At 59.1% G+C, this 20,274-nt stretch carries 17 protein-coding genes, 1 tRNA gene and 1 pseudogene; 10 read left to right on the top strand and 9 right to left on the bottom strand.

Annotation, left to right across the window (positions count from 1 at the left end; all coding sequences use genetic code 11):
- Positions 1 to 230: 230 nt before the first annotated feature.
- Positions 231 to 470, top strand: coding sequence for a cell division protein ZapB (gene zapB, locus ACR6A7_RS17510; protein ID WP_434126400.1), 240 nt, complete (start codon positions 231 to 233; stop codon positions 468 to 470).
- Positions 471 to 525: 55 nt separating this feature from the next.
- Here zapB and rraA read toward each other — a convergent pair whose 3' ends face one another.
- The 6 genes from rraA to priA form a co-directional block, all read right to left on the bottom strand.
- Entirely contained in the window at positions 526 to 1,011 is a 486-nt protein-coding gene (gene rraA / locus ACR6A7_RS17505; protein ID WP_033754424.1) for a ribonuclease E activity regulator RraA, read from the bottom strand.
- A 160-nt stretch (positions 1,012 to 1,171) separates the two neighbouring features.
- Positions 1,172 to 2,503, bottom strand: coding sequence for an ATP-dependent protease ATPase subunit HslU (gene hslU, locus ACR6A7_RS17500; protein WP_033754427.1), 1,332 nt, complete (start codon positions 2,501 to 2,503; stop codon positions 1,172 to 1,174).
- Between the two features lie 9 nt (positions 2,504 to 2,512).
- Positions 2,513 to 3,043 carry an ATP-dependent protease subunit HslV gene (hslV, locus tag ACR6A7_RS17495; protein WP_071997483.1) on the bottom strand — a complete coding sequence of 177 codons (531 nt, stop codon included), beginning with the start codon at positions 3,041 to 3,043 and terminating at the stop codon, positions 2,513 to 2,515.
- A 90-nt stretch (positions 3,044 to 3,133) separates the two neighbouring features.
- Complete coding sequence (gene ftsN, locus ACR6A7_RS17490; RefSeq protein ID WP_434126397.1) at positions 3,134 to 4,066, bottom strand: cell division protein FtsN; 933 nt, start codon at positions 4,064 to 4,066, stop codon at positions 3,134 to 3,136.
- A 153-nt stretch (positions 4,067 to 4,219) separates the two neighbouring features.
- Positions 4,220 to 5,254, bottom strand: coding sequence for a DNA-binding transcriptional regulator CytR (gene cytR / locus ACR6A7_RS17485; RefSeq protein WP_096072356.1), 1,035 nt, complete (start codon positions 5,252 to 5,254; stop codon positions 4,220 to 4,222).
- Between the two features lie 145 nt (positions 5,255 to 5,399).
- Entirely contained in the window at positions 5,400 to 7,595 is a 2,196-nt protein-coding gene (gene priA, locus ACR6A7_RS17480) for a primosomal protein N' (RefSeq protein WP_434126396.1), read from the bottom strand.
- Between the two features lie 232 nt (positions 7,596 to 7,827).
- On the opposite strand from priA, the gene rpmE reads away from it, so the two are divergent.
- Entirely contained in the window at positions 7,828 to 8,043 is a 216-nt protein-coding gene (rpmE, locus tag ACR6A7_RS17475; RefSeq protein ID WP_033754439.1) for a 50S ribosomal protein L31, read from the top strand.
- Between the two features lie 328 nt (positions 8,044 to 8,371).
- Here rpmE and metJ read toward each other — a convergent pair whose 3' ends face one another.
- A complete protein-coding gene (gene metJ, locus ACR6A7_RS17470) occupies positions 8,372 to 8,689 on the bottom strand; it encodes a met regulon transcriptional regulator MetJ (protein WP_033754441.1) in 318 nt (105 codons plus the stop codon).
- A 265-nt stretch (positions 8,690 to 8,954) separates the two neighbouring features.
- Between metJ and metB the strand changes: the two genes are divergently transcribed.
- From metB to metF, 3 genes are all read left to right on the top strand, one after another.
- A complete protein-coding gene (gene metB / locus ACR6A7_RS17465) occupies positions 8,955 to 10,115 on the top strand; it encodes a cystathionine gamma-synthase (protein ID WP_434126395.1) in 1,161 nt (386 codons plus the stop codon).
- 2 nt (positions 10,116 to 10,117) lie between these two features.
- Complete coding sequence (locus ACR6A7_RS17460) at positions 10,118 to 12,553, top strand: bifunctional aspartate kinase/homoserine dehydrogenase II (RefSeq protein WP_434126394.1); 2,436 nt, start codon at positions 10,118 to 10,120, stop codon at positions 12,551 to 12,553.
- A gap of 212 nt (positions 12,554 to 12,765) precedes the next feature.
- On the top strand, positions 12,766 to 13,662 hold the full coding sequence (metF, locus tag ACR6A7_RS17455; RefSeq protein ID WP_434126393.1) for a methylenetetrahydrofolate reductase: 897 nt from the start codon (positions 12,766 to 12,768) through the stop codon (positions 13,660 to 13,662).
- Between the two features lie 37 nt (positions 13,663 to 13,699).
- On the opposite strand, the gene ACR6A7_RS17450 is transcribed toward metF, so the two are convergent.
- Positions 13,700 to 15,301 (bottom strand): gamma-glutamyltransferase family protein, encoded by a 1,602-nt coding sequence (locus ACR6A7_RS17450; protein ID WP_434126392.1) that lies wholly within the window; start codon positions 15,299 to 15,301, stop codon positions 13,700 to 13,702.
- A 524-nt stretch (positions 15,302 to 15,825) separates the two neighbouring features.
- Here ACR6A7_RS17450 and ACR6A7_RS17445 point away from each other — a divergent pair.
- Positions 15,826 to 16,119: an HTH-type transcriptional regulator gene (locus ACR6A7_RS17445; RefSeq protein WP_033754453.1), complete on the top strand. Its 294-nt coding sequence runs from the start codon at positions 15,826 to 15,828 to the stop codon at positions 16,117 to 16,119.
- Positions 16,120 to 16,157: 38 nt separating this feature from the next.
- On the opposite strand, the gene ACR6A7_RS17440 is transcribed toward ACR6A7_RS17445, so the two are convergent.
- A complete protein-coding gene (locus tag ACR6A7_RS17440; protein ID WP_434126390.1) occupies positions 16,158 to 16,751 on the bottom strand; it encodes an HD domain-containing protein in 594 nt (197 codons plus the stop codon).
- Between the two features lie 64 nt (positions 16,752 to 16,815).
- Here ACR6A7_RS17440 and ACR6A7_RS17435 point away from each other — a divergent pair, with 64 nt between their 5' ends.
- The 4 genes and pseudogenes from ACR6A7_RS17435 (at position 16,816) to ACR6A7_RS17420 (ending at position 19,938) form a co-directional block, all read left to right on the top strand.
- Positions 16,816 to 17,280, top strand: coding sequence for a MarR family winged helix-turn-helix transcriptional regulator (locus ACR6A7_RS17435; protein WP_434126389.1), 465 nt, complete (start codon positions 16,816 to 16,818; stop codon positions 17,278 to 17,280).
- An 88-nt stretch (positions 17,281 to 17,368) separates the two neighbouring features.
- Positions 17,369 to 17,797: an organic hydroperoxide resistance protein gene (locus tag ACR6A7_RS17430; protein WP_033754461.1), complete on the top strand. Its 429-nt coding sequence runs from the start codon at positions 17,369 to 17,371 to the stop codon at positions 17,795 to 17,797.
- A gap of 259 nt (positions 17,798 to 18,056) precedes the next feature.
- A pseudogene (gene eptB / locus ACR6A7_RS17425) lies at positions 18,057 to 19,742 on the top strand (kdo(2)-lipid A phosphoethanolamine 7''-transferase); the annotation flags it as partial.
- Positions 19,743 to 19,861: 119 nt separating this feature from the next.
- Positions 19,862 to 19,938: transfer RNA gene (locus ACR6A7_RS17420), tRNA-Pro, on the top strand.
- Positions 19,939 to 20,274: the final 336 nt, after the last annotated feature.

Raw genomic sequence — 20,274 nt, 5'->3', positions numbered from 1 at the left:
TTTCCACTTTTTAGCCGCCGCGTTTTTCGCGGCGACCGCGCGCAGCGGCGAGTGGCCAGGTATAAGCCGAAAAGTGTTACAGACTGCGCCCGCAGTGCCCGCGTCGCTGGACTTGCGCTATCAGGCTACATACAATCGGAAACATTGTTGCTGGCCTGGCTGATACAGGGCGTCATGCGCTAAGGCTGGCATCATCAACGCCCTGCGAGAATTTAGGAGAGGTCAGAAAGATGTCATTTGAAGTATTCGAGAAACTGGAAGCGAAAGTACAGCAGGCGATTGATACCATCACCCTGCTGCAGATGGAAATCGAAGAGCTGAAAGAGCAGAACAACGTGCTGAAAAACGAAGCGCAGCAGGCGGCGGGCAATCATGACTCGCTGGTGCGCGAAAACCAGCAGCTAAAGGAAGAGCAGCATCTGTGGCAGGATCGTCTGCGTGCGCTGCTGGGAAAAATGGAAGAGGTGTAAGCGCCTCATAAAAATGAAAAACGGGAGCGCGTCGCTCCCGTTTTCGTTTTCGGCGTTATTCGATATCGAGCGGATCTTCAGAGAGAATAATGCCGGTATTGTCGGCGTAGAGATGGTCGCCGGAAAAGAAGGTGACGCCGCCGAAGTTCACGCGCACATCGCTCTCGCCAATGCCTTCGCCCGCCGCGCCCGCTGGCACCGCAGCAATCGCCTGAATGCCGATCTCCAGCTCCTCCAGGTCATCGACCTGACGTACAGAGCCGTAAACCACTAAGCCTTCCCATTCGCTTTCCACCGCCAGACGCGCCAGCTGCGCATCCACCAGCGCGCGACGCACCGAACCGCCGCCGTCAATCACCAGCACGCGGCCCCGTCCGTTCTCTTCCAGCAGATCGTAGAGCAGGCCGTTGTCTTCGAAACATTTCACTGTGGTTATCTGACCACCAAATGAGGTGCGGCCACCGAAGTTTGAAAAAAGCGGTTCAACAACGTTCACTTCTTCATGGTAGATGTCGCAGAGTTCAGAGGTATCGTATTTCATGATGGGTTCATCTGTTTGCCACAGGAGCGGTAAGTATACCGCCAGTTGCGGATTGTTGGCAAAATCATCAGCGGAAAAAAAAGTTTCTGCATCAGCAGCATGCATAAAAAAAAGCCCGGCTCAGTGGCCGGGCTTTGCGCAAGCGCATAGAAAAACGGAATTACAGGATAAAGCGGCTGAGATCTTCGTCCGCCACCAGCTCATCCAGATGCTTGCTGACATACTCCGCGTCAATGGTGACGGAATCGCCGTGGCGATCGCTGGCGTCATAGGAGATATCTTCCATCAGACGCTCCAGCACGGTATGCAGGCGACGCGCGCCGATATTCTCGGTGGTTTCATTAACCTGCCATGCCGCTTCAGCGATGCGGCGAATACCGTCCTCGGTGAACTCGACGTTAACCCCTTCGGTGCCCATCAGCGCTTTATACTGTACGGTCACAGAGGCGTTCGGCTCGGTGAGAATGCGCTCGAAATCGTTCACGGTCAGCGCCTGCAGCTCGACACGGATCGGCAGACGGCCCTGCAGTTCCGGGATCAGATCCGACGGGCTGGCGACCTGGAACGCGCCTGAGGCGATAAACAGAATGTGATCGGTTTTCACCATGCCGTGCTTGGTTGACACGGTGCAGCCTTCTACCAGCGGCAGCAGATCGCGCTGTACGCCTTCGCGCGACACGTCCGGTCCGGACGACTGGCCGCGCTTACAGATTTTATCGATCTCGTCGATAAACACGATGCCGTGCTGCTCTACCGCTTCGATCGCATCCTGCTTCAGCTCTTCCGGATTGACCAGCTTGGCCGCTTCTTCTTCAATCAGCAGCTTCATCGCGTCTTTGATTTTCAGCTTGCGCGGCTTCTGCTTCTGGCCGCCCAGATTCTGAAACATCGACTGAAGCTGGTTGGTCATCTCTTCCATGCCTGGAGGCGCCATGATTTCGACGCCAGCCGGCGCGGCCGCCAGATCAATCTCAATCTCTTTATCGTCCAGCTGGCCTTCGCGCAGCTTCTTGCGGAACGACTGACGCGCGGCGGAAGGCTCGCTGCTCTGCTCCGGCTGACCCCAGTTGTTTTTGGCGGGCGGGATCAGCACGTCGAGGATGCGCTCTTCCGCCATCTCTTCGGCACGGTATTTGTTCTTTTCGATCGCCTGGCTGCGCACCATTTTTACGGCGGCGTCGGTCAGGTCGCGAATAATGGAGTCGACTTCTTTACCGACGTAGCCCACCTCGGTGAATTTGGTCGCTTCCACCTTAATAAACGGCGCGTTGGCGAGTTTCGCCAGGCGACGGGCGATTTCGGTTTTACCGACGCCGGTCGGGCCGATCATCAGAATGTTTTTCGGCGTCACCTCGTGGCGCAGCTCTTCGTCGAGCTGCATACGACGCCAGCGGTTACGCAGCGCAATGGCGACAGCTTTCTTTGCGCCGTCCTGGCCAATGATAAAGCGATTCAGTTCGCTGACGATTTCGCGGGGAGTCATCTCAGACATCTTTAATCCTTACGCCCTGGACGGCAGTTCTTCGAAGTTAACATTGTGGTTGGTGTAGATGCAGATGTCGCCTGCGATATCTAAGGATTTCGCGACGATGTCATGCGCGCCCAGCTCGGTATTCTCCAGCAGCGCACGCGCCGCCGCCTGAGCGAAGGGGCCACCGGAACCAATGGCGATAAGATCGTTTTCAGGCTGGATAACGTCGCCGTTGCCGCTAATGATCAGCGAGGCATTTTCATCGGCGACCGCCAGCAGCGCTTCAAGACGGCGCAGCATACGGTCGGTGCGCCAGTCTTTCGCCAGCTCAACGGCGGCTTTCACCAGGTGGCCCTGATGCATTTCCAGTTTACGTTCGAAGAGTTCAAAGAGCGTGAAGGCATCTGCAGTACCGCCAGCGAAACCGGCAATTACCTTATCGTTGTAAAGACGACGCACTTTTTTTACGTTGCCTTTCATCACGGTATTGCCGAGTGTTGCCTGGCCATCACCGCCGATAACGACTCGTCCGTTGCGTCGTACGCTTACTATTGTTGTCACGGGCAGACCCCTTGTTGCAGTAGAAAAAAAGCGCCGCGCGGCAAGGCGCGGCGCATCATGCAACCAGATATGGGGCGGCTTTGGCGGGTTTCAACCCCCGACGGCGAGCGGAATACAGTTTGAATGGCCGTTGCCGCGCAGTCGCTTCAGGGTGCTGTCGGCGGCGCTGCGATCCTTAAATGGACCTATCACCACGCGATTCCAGCCGCCGCCGGTGGTAATGCGGCTTTCGAAACCTTCGAACGCCAGACCGGCGCGCACCGATTCCGCCTGGTCGGCACCTTTGAACGAACCGCACTGCACCATCCAGCGCTGCGAAGAGGCTGGTTTTTCCGCCGTTTTCTTCGCCGTCTCCTGCGCGGGTTCGCGCGTGACGGGCGCAGGCGTCTGCGTCTGACGCGGCTGCGGCGCAGAACGCGCGCTCGGCTGCTGCTGATGCGTGGTTTGCGTCTGACGCGCAGGCTGGCTCGGCTGCGTAGTCTGCTGACGCGCTGGCGCACTTTGCGTTGCCTGCTGCTGCTGCTGACGCGACTGCATCTGAAGCTGCTGCTGGCGCTGCAGGGTCTGCTGACGCTGCGCCGGCGTCTGTTCGTTCCACGGCACTTCATTCAGCTGCGTTGGCGACTGACGCATATCCGCCTGCATCTGTTCAAGCAGCTGGCGCTGTTCATCGGTAAGCTGGGTGTGCGACTGCACCTCGCCCCCCGCCGACGGTTCGGTCGGCGTCGGTACCGTGACCTGACGGTTCTCCAGCTCTTTAATATATTTCCAGCGCTCTTCAGGCTTCGGCGGCAGGCCGTTGCCGTTGGCTTTATGATCCGGGATCACCGGCACATCTTCTTTTTTATGATGCGCGAGGAACCATAAACCACCGGCAAAGGTCACCAGCACCGCGACGGCCAGCCCTATCATCAGTTTGGAAACACCTGAACCGCCTTTGCTTTTCTTTCCACGGCTGGTGCTGCTTTTTTTGCGACGCGTCCCTGTTGAACGCCCGCGGCCTACGTAATCTCTCTGTGCCACTCTCGTTCTGATACCCTTCAAAAAATCGTGCCAACGGGGCGAAAACGCCTGAAAAGACCGCCCGGCAAGGAGTCCGCCATGTTACTTAAGGGTTAGAACTTTGACCAGCAGTGTTCGCCTTAAGAATCTACTGAAAATACCCTAAAAGAGGGGCTATTTCTCGCGCTTCTTCTCTGGTGCCGTGCTGCCGCGCACGGTGAGTTCGGCGTCCAGCAGACGCGAGCCATTATTCACGCGCTTGCCCTGCAGCTCATCCAGCAGAAGAAGCATCGCTTCGCGCCCAATCTGATAGCGCGGCTGTGTCACGGTAGTGAGCGGCGGCTCGCAGTAGCGTGAGAGCTCGATGTCATCGAAGCCGACAATGGAGAGATCCTGCGGCACGCGCAGGCCGAGGCGTTTAGCCTGATTCATCGCGCCGAGCGCCAGCATATCGCTGTGACAGAAGAGCGCGCGCGGCGGCTGCGGCAGCGCCATCAGCTGTTTCAGCGCCTGCGCGCCCGCTTCGAAGCTAAAGTCGCCGCGCACGATATAGGTGGGATCGACGGTAAGATTGCTGCGGCGTAGCGCCTGAATATAGCCCTGGGTGCGGTACTGGCACAGCGGCATCGCTTCCGGCCCGGCGATGCAGGCGATCTGGCGATGGCCCAGCTGCAGCAGATGGTTGACCGCCTCGAAAGCGGCCGTCAGGTTGTCGATATGCACGGTAGGCAGCGCCATCTCCGGGGCGAACTCGTTCGCCATCACCATCGGCGGCAGATTGCGCTGCTCCTCGTGAACAGGGTCGAACGGGATCTGCGAGCCGAGGAGCACCATACCGTCAATCTGGCGCGTCAGCAGCAGATCGAGAAACGTCTTCTCCTGCTGATTCTGGTGGGCGCAGTCGCCAATCAGCACCAGATAGCCTTCCTGCGCCGCCGTCACTTCGACGCCGCGTATAATTTCGCTAAAGAAGGGATCGCAGATATCGGGAACAATCACCAGGATGGTCTGGGTGTCGCCGCGGCGGGCGTTGCGCGTCAGGCCGTGGGACGCATAGCCGACGGCGATCACCGCCTGTTCAACTTTTTGTCGCGTCGCCGCCGACACTTTTTCAGGATTCATCAGCGCGCGTGAGACGGTGGCGGTCGAAACGCCGGCCTTTTCAGCCACATCTTTCATGGTGGCGGGCGCTTGAGGGTTCTGCTCCAACACTCTACTCCTGACGCATTCAAAGGATAGTTGTGGCTGAAAAAAGCCACGCCGCGCACATTGTTAACGATTGCGCGGCCGGGTTGTTACTTAATTTGCATAAAAATTGTGACTTGTGCGACTTTTTTCGATCTGGCTCGCAGGCTCAGCTTTCGGTGGGGTCGATATCAAGCGTCCATTTGACTTTGCGCGCAGCGGGCAGGGTTGCGATCAGCGGCAGCGAGCCGTCAAGCAGCTGCTGCAGCCGCTTACGCGAGGCGTGCTGCACCAGCAGCTGCCAGCGCCAGCGTCCGCCGCGCTTTGGCTGCAGCGCCGGCACCGGGCCCATCAGCCACATAGCGCTATCCTTCAGCGGGCTGGCGTCGAGCAGATTGCGCAGCTGCTGTAGGAATTCGGCGGCCTGCTGGTTGTCGTGATCCTCGGCGCGAAACAGCGCGTGGCTGGTCCAGGGCGGCAGCATAACCGACTGGCGCTCCAGCAGCGTCTGCTGAGCGAAAGCGAAATAGCCCTGGTGCAGCAGCGTCTGCAGCAGCGGATGTTCCGGATGGTGGGTCTGCAACAGCACTTCGCCCTGTTTGCCGGCGCGGCCAGCGCGGCCTGCCACCTGGGTGTAAAGCTGTGCGAAGCGCTCGGCGGCGCGGAAGTCGGCGGAAAAAAGCGCGCCGTCGACGTCCAGCAGCGACACCAGCGTTACGTCCGGGAAGTGGTGGCCTTTCGCCAGCATCTGCGTGCCGACCAGAATGCGCGCGCCGCCGCGATGGACGTCGGCCAGATGCTGCTCCAGCGCGCCTTTGCGGCTGGTGGTGTCGCGGTCGATGCGCGATATCGGCACGCCGGGGAAGAGGGTGCCGAGCTGCTGCTCCAGCTGCTCCGTGCCGACGCCGACCGGCAGCAGATGCGTTGAGCCGCACTGCGGGCACTGATTGGGCAGCGGTCGCTGGCTGTCGCAGTGGTGGCAGCGCAGCTGGCGCTGCTGCTGGTGCAGGGTATAGTAACGTTCGCAGCGCTGACACTCCGCAATCCAGCCGCAGTCATGGCAGAGCAGCGCGGGCGAATAGCCGCGGCGGTTGAGAAACAGCAGCACCTGATTATCCGCCTGAAGATGCTGGCGCATTTTGCCGATCAGCGCGGGTGCCAGCCCGCCGATAAGCTGCTGGCCTTTGAGGTCCACCAGCTGCTGCAGGGCTGGCTTCGCATTCCCGGCGCGCTTCGTCAGGTCGAGCTGGCGATATTTGCCGCTGCGCACGTTGTGCAGCGTCTCCAGCGCGGGCGTCGCCGAGCCCATCACGATCGGGATATTCTCTTCACGCGCGCGGAATACCGCCAGGTCGCGCGCCTGATAGCGCCAGCCTTCCTGCTGTTTATAAGAGTTGTCGTGCTCTTCGTCGATAATAATCACGCCCGGACGCGCCAGCGGCGTAAACAGCGCCGACCGCGTGCCAATGATAATGGCGTTTTCGCCCTGGCGCGCGCGCAGCCAGACGGCCAGTCGCTCGCTGTCGTTGAGCGCAGAGTGCAGCACGTCAACTGGCGCGTCGAAGCGCTCGCGGAAGCGGGCGATGGTCTGCGGCGTCAGGCCGATCTCCGGCACCAGCACCAGCGCCTGCTTGCCGCGCGCCAGCACATTTTCCAGCACGCTAAGATAGACTTCGGTCTTGCCGGAGCCGGTGATGCCAGCCAGCAGCCAGGCAGCGTAGTGCTCATCTTCGCTGCGGATAGCGCCGACCGCCATCGCCTGATCGGTATTGAGCCGCAGGCGCTCGCCTTTGACGGCGTAGCGCGTGCGCCAGTCCAGCCGCTGCGGCTGGTGTTCGCGCAGGTCGCACAAACCTTTCGCGCGCAGCGCCTGGAAGGCGGTTTCGGTAAGATCCTGCTCGGCGACCTGATGGCGATAGAGCGGCTGATGACGCAACGCCGCCAGCGCCTGCTGCTGTTTCGGCGCGCGCTTCAGGCTCTCCGGCGCGGTCGCCTGGCCCTGTTCGGTGATAATCCATTGCCACAGCGGCGCGTCCTGCGCCGGTTTGCCCTGGCGCAGCAGCACCGGCAGCGCGTGGCTCAGCACCTCGCCCACGGGCGAGTGGTAGTAGCCCGCCGCCCAGTTGAGCAGTCGCCATAGCGAAGAGGGATAGAGTGACTCCTTGTCCAGCACGTCGGCGACGCGCTTGAGCTGCGCCTCCGGCAGATCGCTCTGGTCGCGAAAACCCACCACGACGCCGACCATTTTCCGGTTGCCGAACGGCACGCTGACGCGCCCGCCCAGTACCGGCTGCGCGCCGTGCGGCGGCAGATAGTCAAACAGACGGGGGAGCGGAACGGGCAGGGCAACCTGAACGACGGGCATGGCGATCTCTTTCCGGTTCAACGATTCATAGCGGGACGCCTAGTGTACACGCTGGCGCGACCAGCGGGTATCTTGCAGAAGATTTGCCAAAAGCAGTTATTTTCTGTATAGTATGCCGCCTTTGGTGAGAAAGGTCTCGCCAGAGCCTAAACATTAATGTTCAACCGCGTGTGGTGCTGTGCAGGTTTTAGCCTGGCACGGAGAGCGACACGGCCTTTTATGAGGTTCTCCCATGAAACAAGGTATTCACCCGAAATACGAAGCTGTGACCATCACCTGCACCTGCGGTAACGTGATTCACACTCGCTCTACTATGGCTCACGACATGAACCTGGATGTCTGCGGTAAATGTCACCCGTTCTACACTGGTAAGCAGCGTGAAGTTGCCACCGGTGGCCGCGTTGACCGCTTCAACAAGCGTTTCAGCGTACCGGGCGCTAAAAAATAAGTTTTCTGAGCGGAATGATTCGCGCCTGGCGCAGGGTCATTCCGCTCTGCTATATCCTCTCCGCACAACCTCTCTGACTCTCTTCTTTGCATAATACCCGCTGACTACCTGCACGCGCAGCGCACGCTGACGCACTGGCTTTATCTGGCAGCAGACTTGTCCAAACTGTTTGATCGTTTTTTATCTTTCTGGCCATTCAACATTGGCGAATCTTGCCGGGTCAGTGCCAGAGAGAAGCATTAAAAAGACCAGGTCTAAGCACCAGCAGAAGAAAACTATGGCAGCAGAGTCTCAAACGATAATCTGCTGCCAGCGGCAGGCACAGCTATCAATATTCCCAGGTGTCGGGGTCGACGCCTTTTTCGCGCATGATTTTTTTTGCTTCTTCCGGAATCTCATCGCTGCGTTCTTTACGCAGATCGACATCGTCCGGCAGCGGCTGGCCGGTGAAGGCATGCAGAAAGGCTTCACACAGCAACTCGCTGTTTGTGGCATGACGCAGGTTGTTCACCTGACGACGAGTGCGCTCATCCGTTAAAATTTTCAGCACGCTCAGCGGAATAGAAACAGTGATCTTTTTAACCTGCTCACTCTTCTTACCGTGTTCAGCGTAGGGGCTGATATATTCGCCGTTCCATTCAGCCATGGGTTACCTTAATCAAAAGTTGAAAGTGGGAAATCCGTGGATTATGCCCGATTTTACCGTGCCTGACCTCTTGAACTGCGGGGTTTCTTCATCCTGGCCGCGAAAGCAGACGCAAAATGCAGGCAATGAGGCGTGATTTTAGCGGGTTATAGCATTCTGCTCAATCTATACGCAAAGACATTTAGATGTCCAGATGTATTGACGTCTAATTATGGGGTGTTATCCTGATGCCTCTTTATTACTCTCTTCAGGAACAAAAAGCACCATGACGCGTAAACAGGCAACCATCGCAGTCCGCAGCGGTTTGAATGATGACGAGCAATATGGCTGCGTTGTCCCGCCGATTCACCTCTCCAGCACCTATAACTTCCTTGATTTTAACGAACCGCGCGCGCACGACTATTCGCGCCGCGGCAACCCGACGCGCGACGTGGTGCAGCGCGCGCTGGCGGAGCTGGAGGGCGGGGCGGGCGCGGTGCTGACGAATACCGGCATGTCGGCGATCCATCTGGTGACGACAGTGTTCCTGAAGCCGGGCGATCTGCTTGTTGCCCCGCACGACTGCTATGGCGGCAGCTATCGCCTGTTCGACAGCATGGCGAAGCGCGGCGCCTACCGCGTGAAGTTCGTCGATCAAGGCGATCGCGCGGCGCTGGATGCGGCGCTGGCGGAAAAACCAAAGCTGGTGCTGGTGGAGAGCCCGAGCAATCCGCTGCTGCGCGTGGTGGATATCGCCGCCATCTGCGCGGCGGCGCGCGGCGCTGGTGCCGTCAGCGTGGTTGACAATACCTTCCTTAGCCCGGCGCTGCAAAATCCGCTGGCGCTGGGTGCAGACCTGGTGATCCACTCCTGCACCAAATATCTCAATGGCCACTCTGACGTGGTGGCGGGCGCGGTGATTGCCAAAGATCCTGCGCAGGTGACTGAGCTGGCATGGTGGGCGAATAATATCGGCGTCACCGGCGCCGCTTTCGACAGCTACCTGCTTCTGCGCGGCCTGCGCACGCTGGCGCCGCGTATGGCGGCGGCGCAGCGTAACGCGCTGGCGATTGTGAGCTATCTGCAACAGCAGCCGCTGGTGAAAAAACTGTATCATCCTTCGCTGCCGGAAAACGCCGGGCACGAATACGCGGCGCGTCAACAGCGCGGTTTTGGCGCGATGCTGAGTTTCGAGCTGGACGGCGACGAAGCCTTGCTGCGTCGTTTTCTCAAGGCGCTGCAGCTGTTTACGCTGGCGGAATCGCTCGGCGGCGTAGAAAGCCTGATTTCCCACACGGCAACCATGACGCACGCCGGCATGTCGGCGGAAGCGCGCGCGGCGGCGGGCATTTCCGAGACGCTGCTGCGCGTCTCGGTGGGCATTGAGGATCATGAAGATTTAATTGCCGATCTGGACAATGCGTTCCGGACGGCATCCGAGGGTTAAAAATGACGATTTCAGCCGGCGCGGCAACGCCGAATAGTAAGCAGTTGCATAAATTTGGCGGCAGCAGCCTGGCGGATGCGCGCTGTTACCAGCGCGTCGCCAGCATCATGGCGGATTACAGCCAGCCGGGCGATCTCATGGTGGTATCGGCGGCAGGCTCGACGACCAACCAGTTAATTAGCTGGCTAAAGCTCAGCCAGAGCGATCGCCTGGCCGCGCATCAGGTGCAACAGGCTTTACGGCGTTATCACAGTGAACTGATCGCCGGACTGCTGCCGGCTGAATATGCCGAGCCGCTGATAGCGAGTTTTATTCGCGATCTGGAAAAGCTCGCCGCGCTGCTCGACGGCACTATCAGCGACGCGGTCTACGCCGAAGTGGTCGGCCACGGCGAAGTGTGGTCGGCGCGACTGATGGCGGCGGTGCTGAGCCAGCGCGAGATTGACGCCTGCTGGCTCGACGCGCGTGACTTCCTGCGGGCGGAGCGCGCCGCGCAGCCGCAGGTCGATGAAGGCAAATCCTGGCCGCTGCTGCAAACGCTGCTGGCGCAGCATCCGCACCAGCGTATCGTGGTAACTGGCTTTATTAGCCGCAACGACGCGGGCGAAACCGTGCTGCTGGGGCGCAACGGCTCCGACTACTCCGCCACGCAGATCGGCGCGCTGGCAGGCGTCGGCCGCGTCACTATCTGGAGCGACGTCGCGGGCGTCTACAGCGCCGATCCGCGCAAAGTCTCCGACGCCTGTCTGCTGCCGCTGCTGCGCCTTGATGAAGCCAGCGAGCTGGCGCGCCTCGCCGCGCCGGTGCTGCATACGCGCACGCTGCAGCCGGTTTCCGGCAGCGATATCGATCTACAACTGCGCTGCAGCTATCAGCCGGAGCAGGGCTCAACGCGCATCGAGCGCGTGCTGGCGTCCGGTACAGGCGCACGCATCGTCACCAGCCATGACGATGTCTGCCTGATTGAGGTTCAGGTGCCGGATCGGCACGACTTCGCGGCGCTGCATAAAGAGGTCGAGCTTCACCTCAACCGGGCGCAGCTGCGCCCGCTGGCGACCGGCGTACATCCGGATCGCCAGCTGCTGCAGCTCTGCTATACCGCCGAAGTCGTCAACAGCGTGTTTCAGCTGTTGCAGGATTCGGGCCTGCCCGCTCACCTGCAGCTGCGCGAAGGGCTGGCGCTGGTGGCGCTGGTCGGCGCGGGCGTTACGCGCAACCCGCTGCACAGCCACCGTTTCTGGCAGGAGATTCAGGACCAGCCGGTCGAATTCGTCTGGCAGTCGGAAGATCACATCAGCCTGGTGGCGGTGCTGCGCGTCGGCCCGACGCAGTCGCTGGTGCAGGGGCTGCATCAGTCGCTGTTTCGCGCCGAAAAGCGCATTGGCCTGATGCTGTTCGGCAAAGGCAATATCGGCTCGCGCTGGCTGGAGCTGTTCGCGCGCGAGCAGGAAGCGCTGTCGGCGCGCACCGGCTTTGAATATGTGCTGGCGGGCGTGGCGGACAGTCGGCGCAGCCTGCTGAGCTATGAAGGGCTTGACGCCAGCCGGGCGCTCGCCTTCTTTGATGACGAGGCCGAGGAGCGCGACGAAGAGTCGCTGTTCCTGTGGATGCGCGCGCATCCATTCGACGATCTGGTGGTGCTTGACGTTACCGCCAGCACGCCGCTGGCGCAGCAGTATCTCGATTTCGCCAGCCACGGCTTTCACGTTATCAGCGCGAATAAGGTTGCCGGGGCATCCGACAGCCAGACATGGCGGCAGATCCGCGACGCCTTTACCAAGACCGGACGACACTGGCTCTATAACGCCACGGTCGGTGCCGGTTTGCCGATTAACTATACGGTGCGCGATCTGCGCGACAGCGGCGACACTATTTTGGCCATCAGCGGCATCTTCTCCGGCACGCTCTCCTGGCTATTCCTGCAGTTTGACGGCACGGTGCCTTTTACCGAGCTGGTAGACCAGGCGTGGCAGCAGGGCCTGACCGAACCGGATCCGCGCGTCGATCTGTCGGGTCAGGATGTGAAGCGCAAGCTGGTGATCCTCGCACGCGAAGCGGGATATAACATCGAGCCTGACCAGGTGCGCGTCGAGTCGCTGGTGCCGACCGGGTGTGAGGCGGGCTCAATCGACGATTTCTTCGAACATGGCGACGCGCTTAACGAGCAGATGCTACAGCGGCTGGAAGCGGCGCAGGAGATGGGGCTGGTGCTGCGCTACGTGGCGCGCTTCGACGCCAGCGGCAAAGCGCGCGTTGGCGTCGAAGCGGTGCGTCCGGAGCATCCCCTGGCGTCATTGCTGCCGTGCGATAACGTCTTCGCGATTGAAAGCCGCTGGTATCGCGACAATCCGCTGGTGATCCGCGGCCCTGGCGCGGGGCGCGACGTCACCGCTGGCGCTATTCAGTCAGATATTCATCGGCTTGCACAACTGCTGTAACCGTTGGCGCGCCTGTCCCGGCGGCAGGCGCGCAACGCTGCTTTTTTCTCCGCATGACGTTCCCTCACTCTGTTTGAAAATTTGTCACGCCGCTTTATCACTTTTCAGTTGACGCCTGCCTGAGATTGGTTCATTTTGTGCATCTGGACGTCTAAACGTATGGATGTTCAGAGGCCGCAAATTAACCCGACGTTTTTGATGAGGTAAGCAGGATGAGTTTCTTTCATGCCAACCAGCGAGAAGCGCTGAATCAGAGCCTGGCGGAGCTGAACGGGCAAATTAATGTCTCATTCGAGTTTTTTCCGCCTCGCACCAGCGAAATGGAAGAGACCCTGTGGCACTCAATCGATCGTCTCAGCAGCCTGAAGCCGAAATTCGTCTCTGTGACCTATGGCGCTAACTCTGGCGAGCGCGATCGCACCCACAGCATTATTAAAGGCATTAAAGATCGCACCGGCCTCGAAGCTGCACCGCACCTCACCTGCATTGACGCCACGCGCGACGAGCTGCGCGCGATTGCGCAAGATTACTGGAGTAACGGCATTCGCCATATCGTGGCGCTGCGCGGCGATCTGCCAGCGAACAGTGGCAAACCTGATATGTACGCCTGCGATCTGGTGTCATTGCTGAAGGAGGTCGGGGATTTTGATATCTCCGTGGCTGCCTACCCGGAAGTGCATCCCGAAGCGAAAAGCGCGCAGGCGGATCTCATCAACCTGAAGCGTAAAATTGATGCGGGCGCCAGCCGGGCGATCACCCAGTTCTTTTTCGATGTCGAGAGCTACCTGCGCTTTCGCGATCGCTGCGTCGCCACCGGCATCGACGTCGAGATTGTGCCGGGCATTCTGCCGGTATCGAACTTTAAACAGCTGACGCGCTTCGCCACCATGACCAACGTGCGCGTGCCGGGCTGGATGAATGCGATGTTCGAGGGACTGGACGACGACCCGGAGACGCGCAAAATGGTCGGCGCCAATATCGCCATGGATATGGTGAAAATTCTGTCGCGCGAAGGGGTGAAGGATTTCCACTTCTATACGCTGAACCGTGCAGAAATGAGCTACGCCATTTGCCATACGCTGGGGGTACGGCCGGTTCTGGCCGCCTGAGTCGCGTGACGGGGCAGCGCTGCTGCCCCATGTGTCGTTAGAAGACTACCGCCTGACCATCCTTTCTGCTTTCTGTTGCCGCGATATAGAACCCCTGCGGGTCGCGAACGATCGCCTGCGCGCCGCCGAAGTTATAACCCTGCAGCGGATCCTCCAGCGTCACCTGATGCCCCAGCCGACGCAGCGCCGCCAGCGTGTTGCGCTCAAGCGAGGATTCAAACACTACCTGACGCCCCTGCTCCACGCGCCAGCGCGGCGCGTCGATTGCCGCCTGCGGATTCTGTTTGTGCAGCATAATGCGCAGCGCCAGCTGCAGGTGGCCCTGCGCCTGCATCGGCCCGCCCATGACGCCAAATGACATCAGCGGCGCGCCCTGCGCGTCGAGCGCGAAAGCGGGGATGATGGTATGGAAAGGGCGCTTGCCGCCCGCCACCACGTTGGGATGGGCGGGATCGAGCGAGAAGCCCGCGCCGCGGTTCTGCAAACTGATGCCGGTCCCAGGCACCACCACGCCGGAGCCAAAGCCCATAAAGTTCGACTGAATAAAAGAGACCATCATGCCGCTGGCATCGGCGGCGCTGAGGTAAACGGTGCCGCTCTGCTGCGGCGCGCCGAAGACGAAGTCGCCCGCGCGTTGAGGATCGATGAGCGCCGCGCGCTGGCGCAGATAGCGCTCGCTCAGCAGCCGCTGCGCCGGAAACTCAAGGTGATCCTCATCGCTGACGTAACGTGCCAGATCCACCAGCGCCAGCTTCATCGCCTCAATTGAGAGGTGCAGCCAGGGAACGGAGTCGGGCGCGTAGCGGCCGATGTCGAGCTGCTCGAGAATGCCCAGCGCAATCAGCGTGGCGATCCCCTGGCCGTTGGGCGGCAACTCCTGTACCGATCCGCCGGCAAACGGCTGCGACAGCACGCTGACCCAGTTGGCGCGATGTCGATCAAGATCCTCCAGGGTCAGCGCGGCATTATGCTGGCGGGCGAAGGCGACCATCTTTTGCGCCAGCTCGCCGCGGTAAAAACTCTCTCCGTTGCTCTCCGCGATCTCTTGCAGCGTGTCGGCCTGTGCCGGATTGCGAAACAGTTCGCCAGCGCGCGGCGGCCTGCCATCGGGCGCAAAGCACGCGCGAAAGCCCGGCTGATGCTGGAGCTTGTCGAAGCCGCGCTGCCAGAGTTCGGCGATCAGCGGCGAGACCGGAAAACCGTTGCGCGCATAGTCGATGGCAGGCTGCGCCAGCGTGGTCAGCGGCAGGGTGCCGAAGCGTTGTGCCAGCGTTACCCAGGCCGATACCGCGCCTGGCACCGTCACCGCTTCCCAGCCAATTTCCGGCATGCGGCTGCGGCCGATGAAGCGTCCCGGATGCCAGGCTGCCGGCGCACGGCCGGATGCGTTCAGCCCATGTAGCTGGCTACCGTCCCACACCATAGCGAAGGCGTCGCTGCCGATGCCGTTGCCGGTCGGCTCAAGCACCGTCAGCGCCATGGCGGTGGCGATGGCCGCATCCACCGCATTGCCGCCCTGCAGCAGCATACGCAGACCCGCCTGTGACGCCAGCGGTTGAGACGTGCCCACCGCGTTGCGGCCCATCACCGGCACGCGATGGGATGCGTAGCTGGCGTGAAAATCGAACTCAGAATGCATTTCCCGTTCCTTAGCAGAGTGCAGCTGCGCCATAACGATGCGCCGAGGTGGTGCAGTGTCTATCCTGTCGCAGGCCAACGAAGAGGTGAAATAAGAAAAAATCACAGGTTTTGCATCCTGGCGCGATTTTTGCCTTATTTTTAAACAGAAAGGTTTACAGTAGCAGTGTAAACGGTGCGCATTTTTTGCAATTTTTGCGCTTTTTTTAAGCGCAGCGCGGCGGGTTAGCCTTTTGTGATCAAGGGCTTATTTTTCTTATAGCAAAAAGAACAGCTTTAGTTAAAAAAATAATCGATATTCACGCAGCAAATCGTCAGGTCTCTATCCATACTTAGAATCCCGGCAAGATGGCACATTGCTCTGACAACCTGTCAGGCAGCGGACATCAGGCTGTGTCCCGTAGGGGTTTCACTAACAAAAATCATAAACCCTTGCGGGATACAGCCTGCAAAGATCGGTGTGTGAACCATTTGGTTTTTACCTCTACTTTCACGTGATTCATAGTGAGTTTTAAGGAGTTCTCTATGGAAGTAAAAGATCCTGTTTTTGAATTGCTCAGCAGCCTTGAGCAGATTGTACTGACACGTGATGCAACACCTGCCACAACTGAAATTCAGCTTCAACCCGCCATGCCAGAGCCGCAGCGCCTGCGTGAGTTAACCGGAATGAAAGTAGATGAATTTGCCAAAGTGATGGGCGTCAGCGTCTCCTCGGTAAAAAGCTGGGAAGCGCGCCGTACACGTCCTTCCGCGACGGCGCAGAAACTGATGAAATTGCTACATGCCAATCCCTATCTTGGACGGCAGTTACTGGACTAAAACAAGAAAAAAGAGAACCCGCCACCGGCGGGTTTTTTTTAGCTCAGCCCGCTATATTTCGCCGCCTGTTTAACGAACCAGCTTTCCGGCACGCTGTAGGGCGGCTGGCCGAGCTGCGCGATCCCCTGTTCGATTATGGCGCTGGCCTGCTGCCATAGCTGGGCGTCGCCCTGCTTCAGCAGCTGGATCTGAACGCGTTTTTCCACCAGATAGATGCGGGCGAAGTGAGGATCAAAACGTACGATGGCGCGCGTGTTATCGATAATATCGGCCAGCTTGACGGTTTGCGCCTCGGGCGACGCCTCGGCGGTATGGCGAAAGTGCGCCAGCTTGCGCGCAGCGCGGTTTTTCGCCTGCGGCTGGGCGCTGTCGGTCAGCATCCCCACCAGCTGAGCGACACGCGCACCGAAATGCGATTCAATGTCGGCCAGCGTCGTGTCGGTATCCTCTACCGTATCGTGCAGCCAGGCGGTCGCCAGCAGGGCGTCATCTGTGCTGACGCTGCGCACCAGCTCTGCCACGGCGGCAGGATGAACGATGTAGGGCTCGTCAGTATATTTGCGTCGTTGACCGGCTTCAGCATGAGCGCGCGTGGCGTAACGTCGCGCCTGCTCTTCCAGCGATTCCAGCATGCAAAAGCCCTCCTGGTTAAAAAGTTGCTTGCAATTGTCTAGCGCACTATTTATATTGGACGCCATGAACAGTAACCAAAATGACAAAAAAGTGAAGGCAGCGCCACTGTTGGTCAATCAACAGCTCTGCTTCGCACTCTATTCCGCCAACCTGGCGATGAATAAAGTCTATCGACAGCTGCTGTCGCAGGTCGACCTCACCTATCCGCAATATCTGGTGATGCTGGTGCTGTGGGCGCAGGACGATCTTACCGTCTCTGAAATCGGCGAGCAGCTGTTTCTTGACTCCGCCACGCTGACACCGCTGCTGAAGCGGCTGGAAAGCGCGGGACTGATTAACCGCCAGCGTTCGCGTCAGGATGAACGTCAGGTGGTGGTCACGCTGACGGAGCAGGGCCGCGAACTGCAAAGCCAGGCGAGCGCCATTCCAGAGGCGATTCAGTGCGCCACGGCCTGCGATGATAAGACGCTGCTGGCGCTGAAGAACGAGCTTGATTTACTGCGCGACAATCTTAACCGGTCTCGCTGAAGATTTAGCGGGCGCTCGCGCCCGTCAAAACACCTGCTACACTTTTATTAATCGCGTACGATTAAATCGTTTATAAAGAGAGGAAGTTATGTCTTTAGAGAAAGTTGTTTATACCGCAAAAGCCAAAGCAACCGGCGGCCGTGATGGTCGTGCAACCTCTTCTGACGGCGTGCTGGATGTGAAGCTGGGCGTGCCGAAAGAGATGGGCGGCGCCGGCGGCGAAGTCACCAACCCAGAGCAGCTGTTCGCTGCCGGCTATTCCGCCTGTTTCCTCGGCGCGATGAAGTTTGTAGCGGGCCGCGACAAAATCGCTATGCCGAAAGACGCATGGATTGAGGGCGAAGTCGGTATCGGTCCGATTCCGAACGGTTTCGGCATTGAGGCTAAACTGAATATTCACCTGCCGGAGATGGACGAAGCGGAAGCGCAGAAGCTGGTTGATGCCGCGCATATCGTTTGTCCGTACTCTAACGCCACGCGCAACAACATCGACGTGACGCTGAATATCATTCGCTAAGTTTTACGGGCCCGGCAGTGGGCCCGTTTTCGTTTTTCCCGCATTTCCCGGTGCCTTTTCGGTGCCGTCTTTTCTGGTCAGCCTGGTTATTTTATGTTCTACTGTGCAGCCTCGTGAAAGAGCCGTCCGATCCCGTTCAGATTCTTCCTGTTCGCCCGCCAATCGTCATGTCTCTGCGCTAATCAAGCGAACTCTTCCGCGTTGCGATAGTCACAATAGCGTTCAACTTCGTGCTTAAGTCCCGGGAAAACCCTTTAAGATGAATTATATTAAGACCATAACGCAGCAAAAGCTGTCGCTGCTGCTGGCGTTATACATCGGCATCCTGCTGAATTTGCCGATTTTTTACCGTCGTTTTGACGGCTTCCTTACCAAATCCACACCCACCAACTGGCTGACCGCTTTCACGGAAGTGATGGCGATCGTCGTGCTGACTTTTTTCCTGATGCGTCTGCTGTCGCTGGGCGGCAAGCGGCTCTATCGCGTTCTCGCGACGCTGCTGGTACTGATTTCCGTCGCCGCAGCCTATTATATGGCCTTTTTTAACGTGGTCATCGGCTATGGCATTGTCGCCTCGGTGATGACCACCGACGTCGACCTGTCGAAAGAGGTGGTCGGCCTGCATTTTGTGCTCTGGATGATCGGCGTCAGCGCGCTGCCGCTGCTGATGATCTGGCGTAATAATCTTAGCCAGACGCTGATGGAGCAGCTGCGCACGCCGGGACAGCGCCTTAAGCCTGCGCTGTTGCTGCTGCTGTGTGTGGCGCTGGTGTGGCTGCCGATCCGCTATTTCGATAAGCTGCAAAAGGCCAATGAAGAGATTACCAATATCGATCTGCCGAGCTACGGCGGCGTGGTGGCGCACTCTTATCTGCCGTCGAACTGGCTGGCAGCGGTAGGGCTGTTTGCCTGGACGCGCATCGATGAGACGCTGGACAGTCAGGAGCTGCTCGACCCGGCGAAGAAGTTTACCTATGTTGCGCCGCCGGGCATCGACGATACCTATGTGGTGTTCGTGATCGGCGAGACCACGCGCTGGGATCATATGGGCATGCTGGGCTACGATCGCGATACCACGCCGAAGCTCTCTAAAGAGAAGAATCTGGTGGCGTTCCGCGGCGAGTCGTGCGATACCGCCACCAAGCTGTCGCTGCGCTGTATGTTTGTGCGCGAAGGCGGCACCGAGGATAGCCCGGGACGCACGCTGAAAGAGAAGAATATTTTTGCCGTGATGAAGGAGCTGGGCTTTTCGTCTGAGCTGTTCGCCATGCAGAGCGAGGTCTGGTTTTACGATAATGCAGAGGTCAATAATTTCGCCTTCCGCGAGCAGATTGGCTCGGAGCCGCGCAACGCAGGCAAGTCGGTGGACGATATGCTGCTGGTGCCGGAGCTGAAGGCGTCGCTGGATCGCTATCCGCACGGCAAGCATCTGGTGGTGCTGCATACCAAAGGTTCGCACTATCTTTATTCGCAACGCTATCCGCGCAGTTTCGCGCGCTATCAGCCGGAGTGTATGGGCGTCGATGAGACCTGCAGCAAGGCGCAGCTGATTAACGCTTACGATAATTCGATTCTCTACGTGGATAGCATGCTCGATAGCGTGCTCGATCAGCTGCGCGATAAGAAGGCGATTGTGTTTTATGCTGCCGACCACGGTGAGTCGATTAGCGAGAATATGCACCTGCACGGTACGCCGCGCGAGCTGGCACCGCCGGAGCAGTTCCGCGTGCCGATGATGGTGTGGGCGTCAGATAAGTATCTGGCCGACGCCAATAACCGCGCTAATTTCGAGCGTTTGCAGGCGCAGCAGCGCGTCGGGAAGACGCATCGCCACGTAGAGCTGTTCGATACGATTCTGGGCTGTCTGGGCTATACGTCGCCGAACGGCGGGATTAAAGCGGCGAATAACTGGTGTCAGGCGCCGGTTTCGTCGCACAGCGAGGCGCGGGATGTGACTGAGAAGCACCAGAATTTTGGCGGGCAGGCTGCTTTCCAGGCGAACGCGGCTAAACCACTAAAAAGCGGTTGACGCTGACAATTGGGCGCAGTAACATGCGCCCCCATCGGTGAGTGGCGCAGCCTGGTAGCGCACTTCGTTCGGGACGAAGGGGTCGGAGGTTCGAATCCTCTCTCACCGACCAGATTTAAGAAACCTGCTTGAAAAAGCAGGTTTTTTTTCGCCTGTAGAAAAACGATGCTGTAAGGCTCGTGCTTACGCGGATAGCATGGACGGATCGCAAAGTCGCTCAAGGCATCCATGCTCGCTCGGCCCGCGACATCCCTGTCGCGGGACGCTTTGCTCCTCCGTCCATGCCATCCGCGTTTTAGCTAATGAACTGGCGGCGCTTCAGGCATATGGCATAAGAAACCTGCTTGAAAAAGCAGGTTTTTTTCGCCTGCAGAAAAACGATGCTGTAAGGCTCGTGCTTACGCGGATAGCATGGACGGATCGCAAAGTCGCTCAAGGCATCCATGCT

It is taken from the genome of Pantoea phyllosphaerae, from assembly GCF_051025595.1.
Lineage (GTDB): Bacteria > Pseudomonadota > Gammaproteobacteria > Enterobacterales > Enterobacteriaceae > Pantoea.
This window is presented reverse-complemented; position numbering and strand designations above follow the sequence as displayed.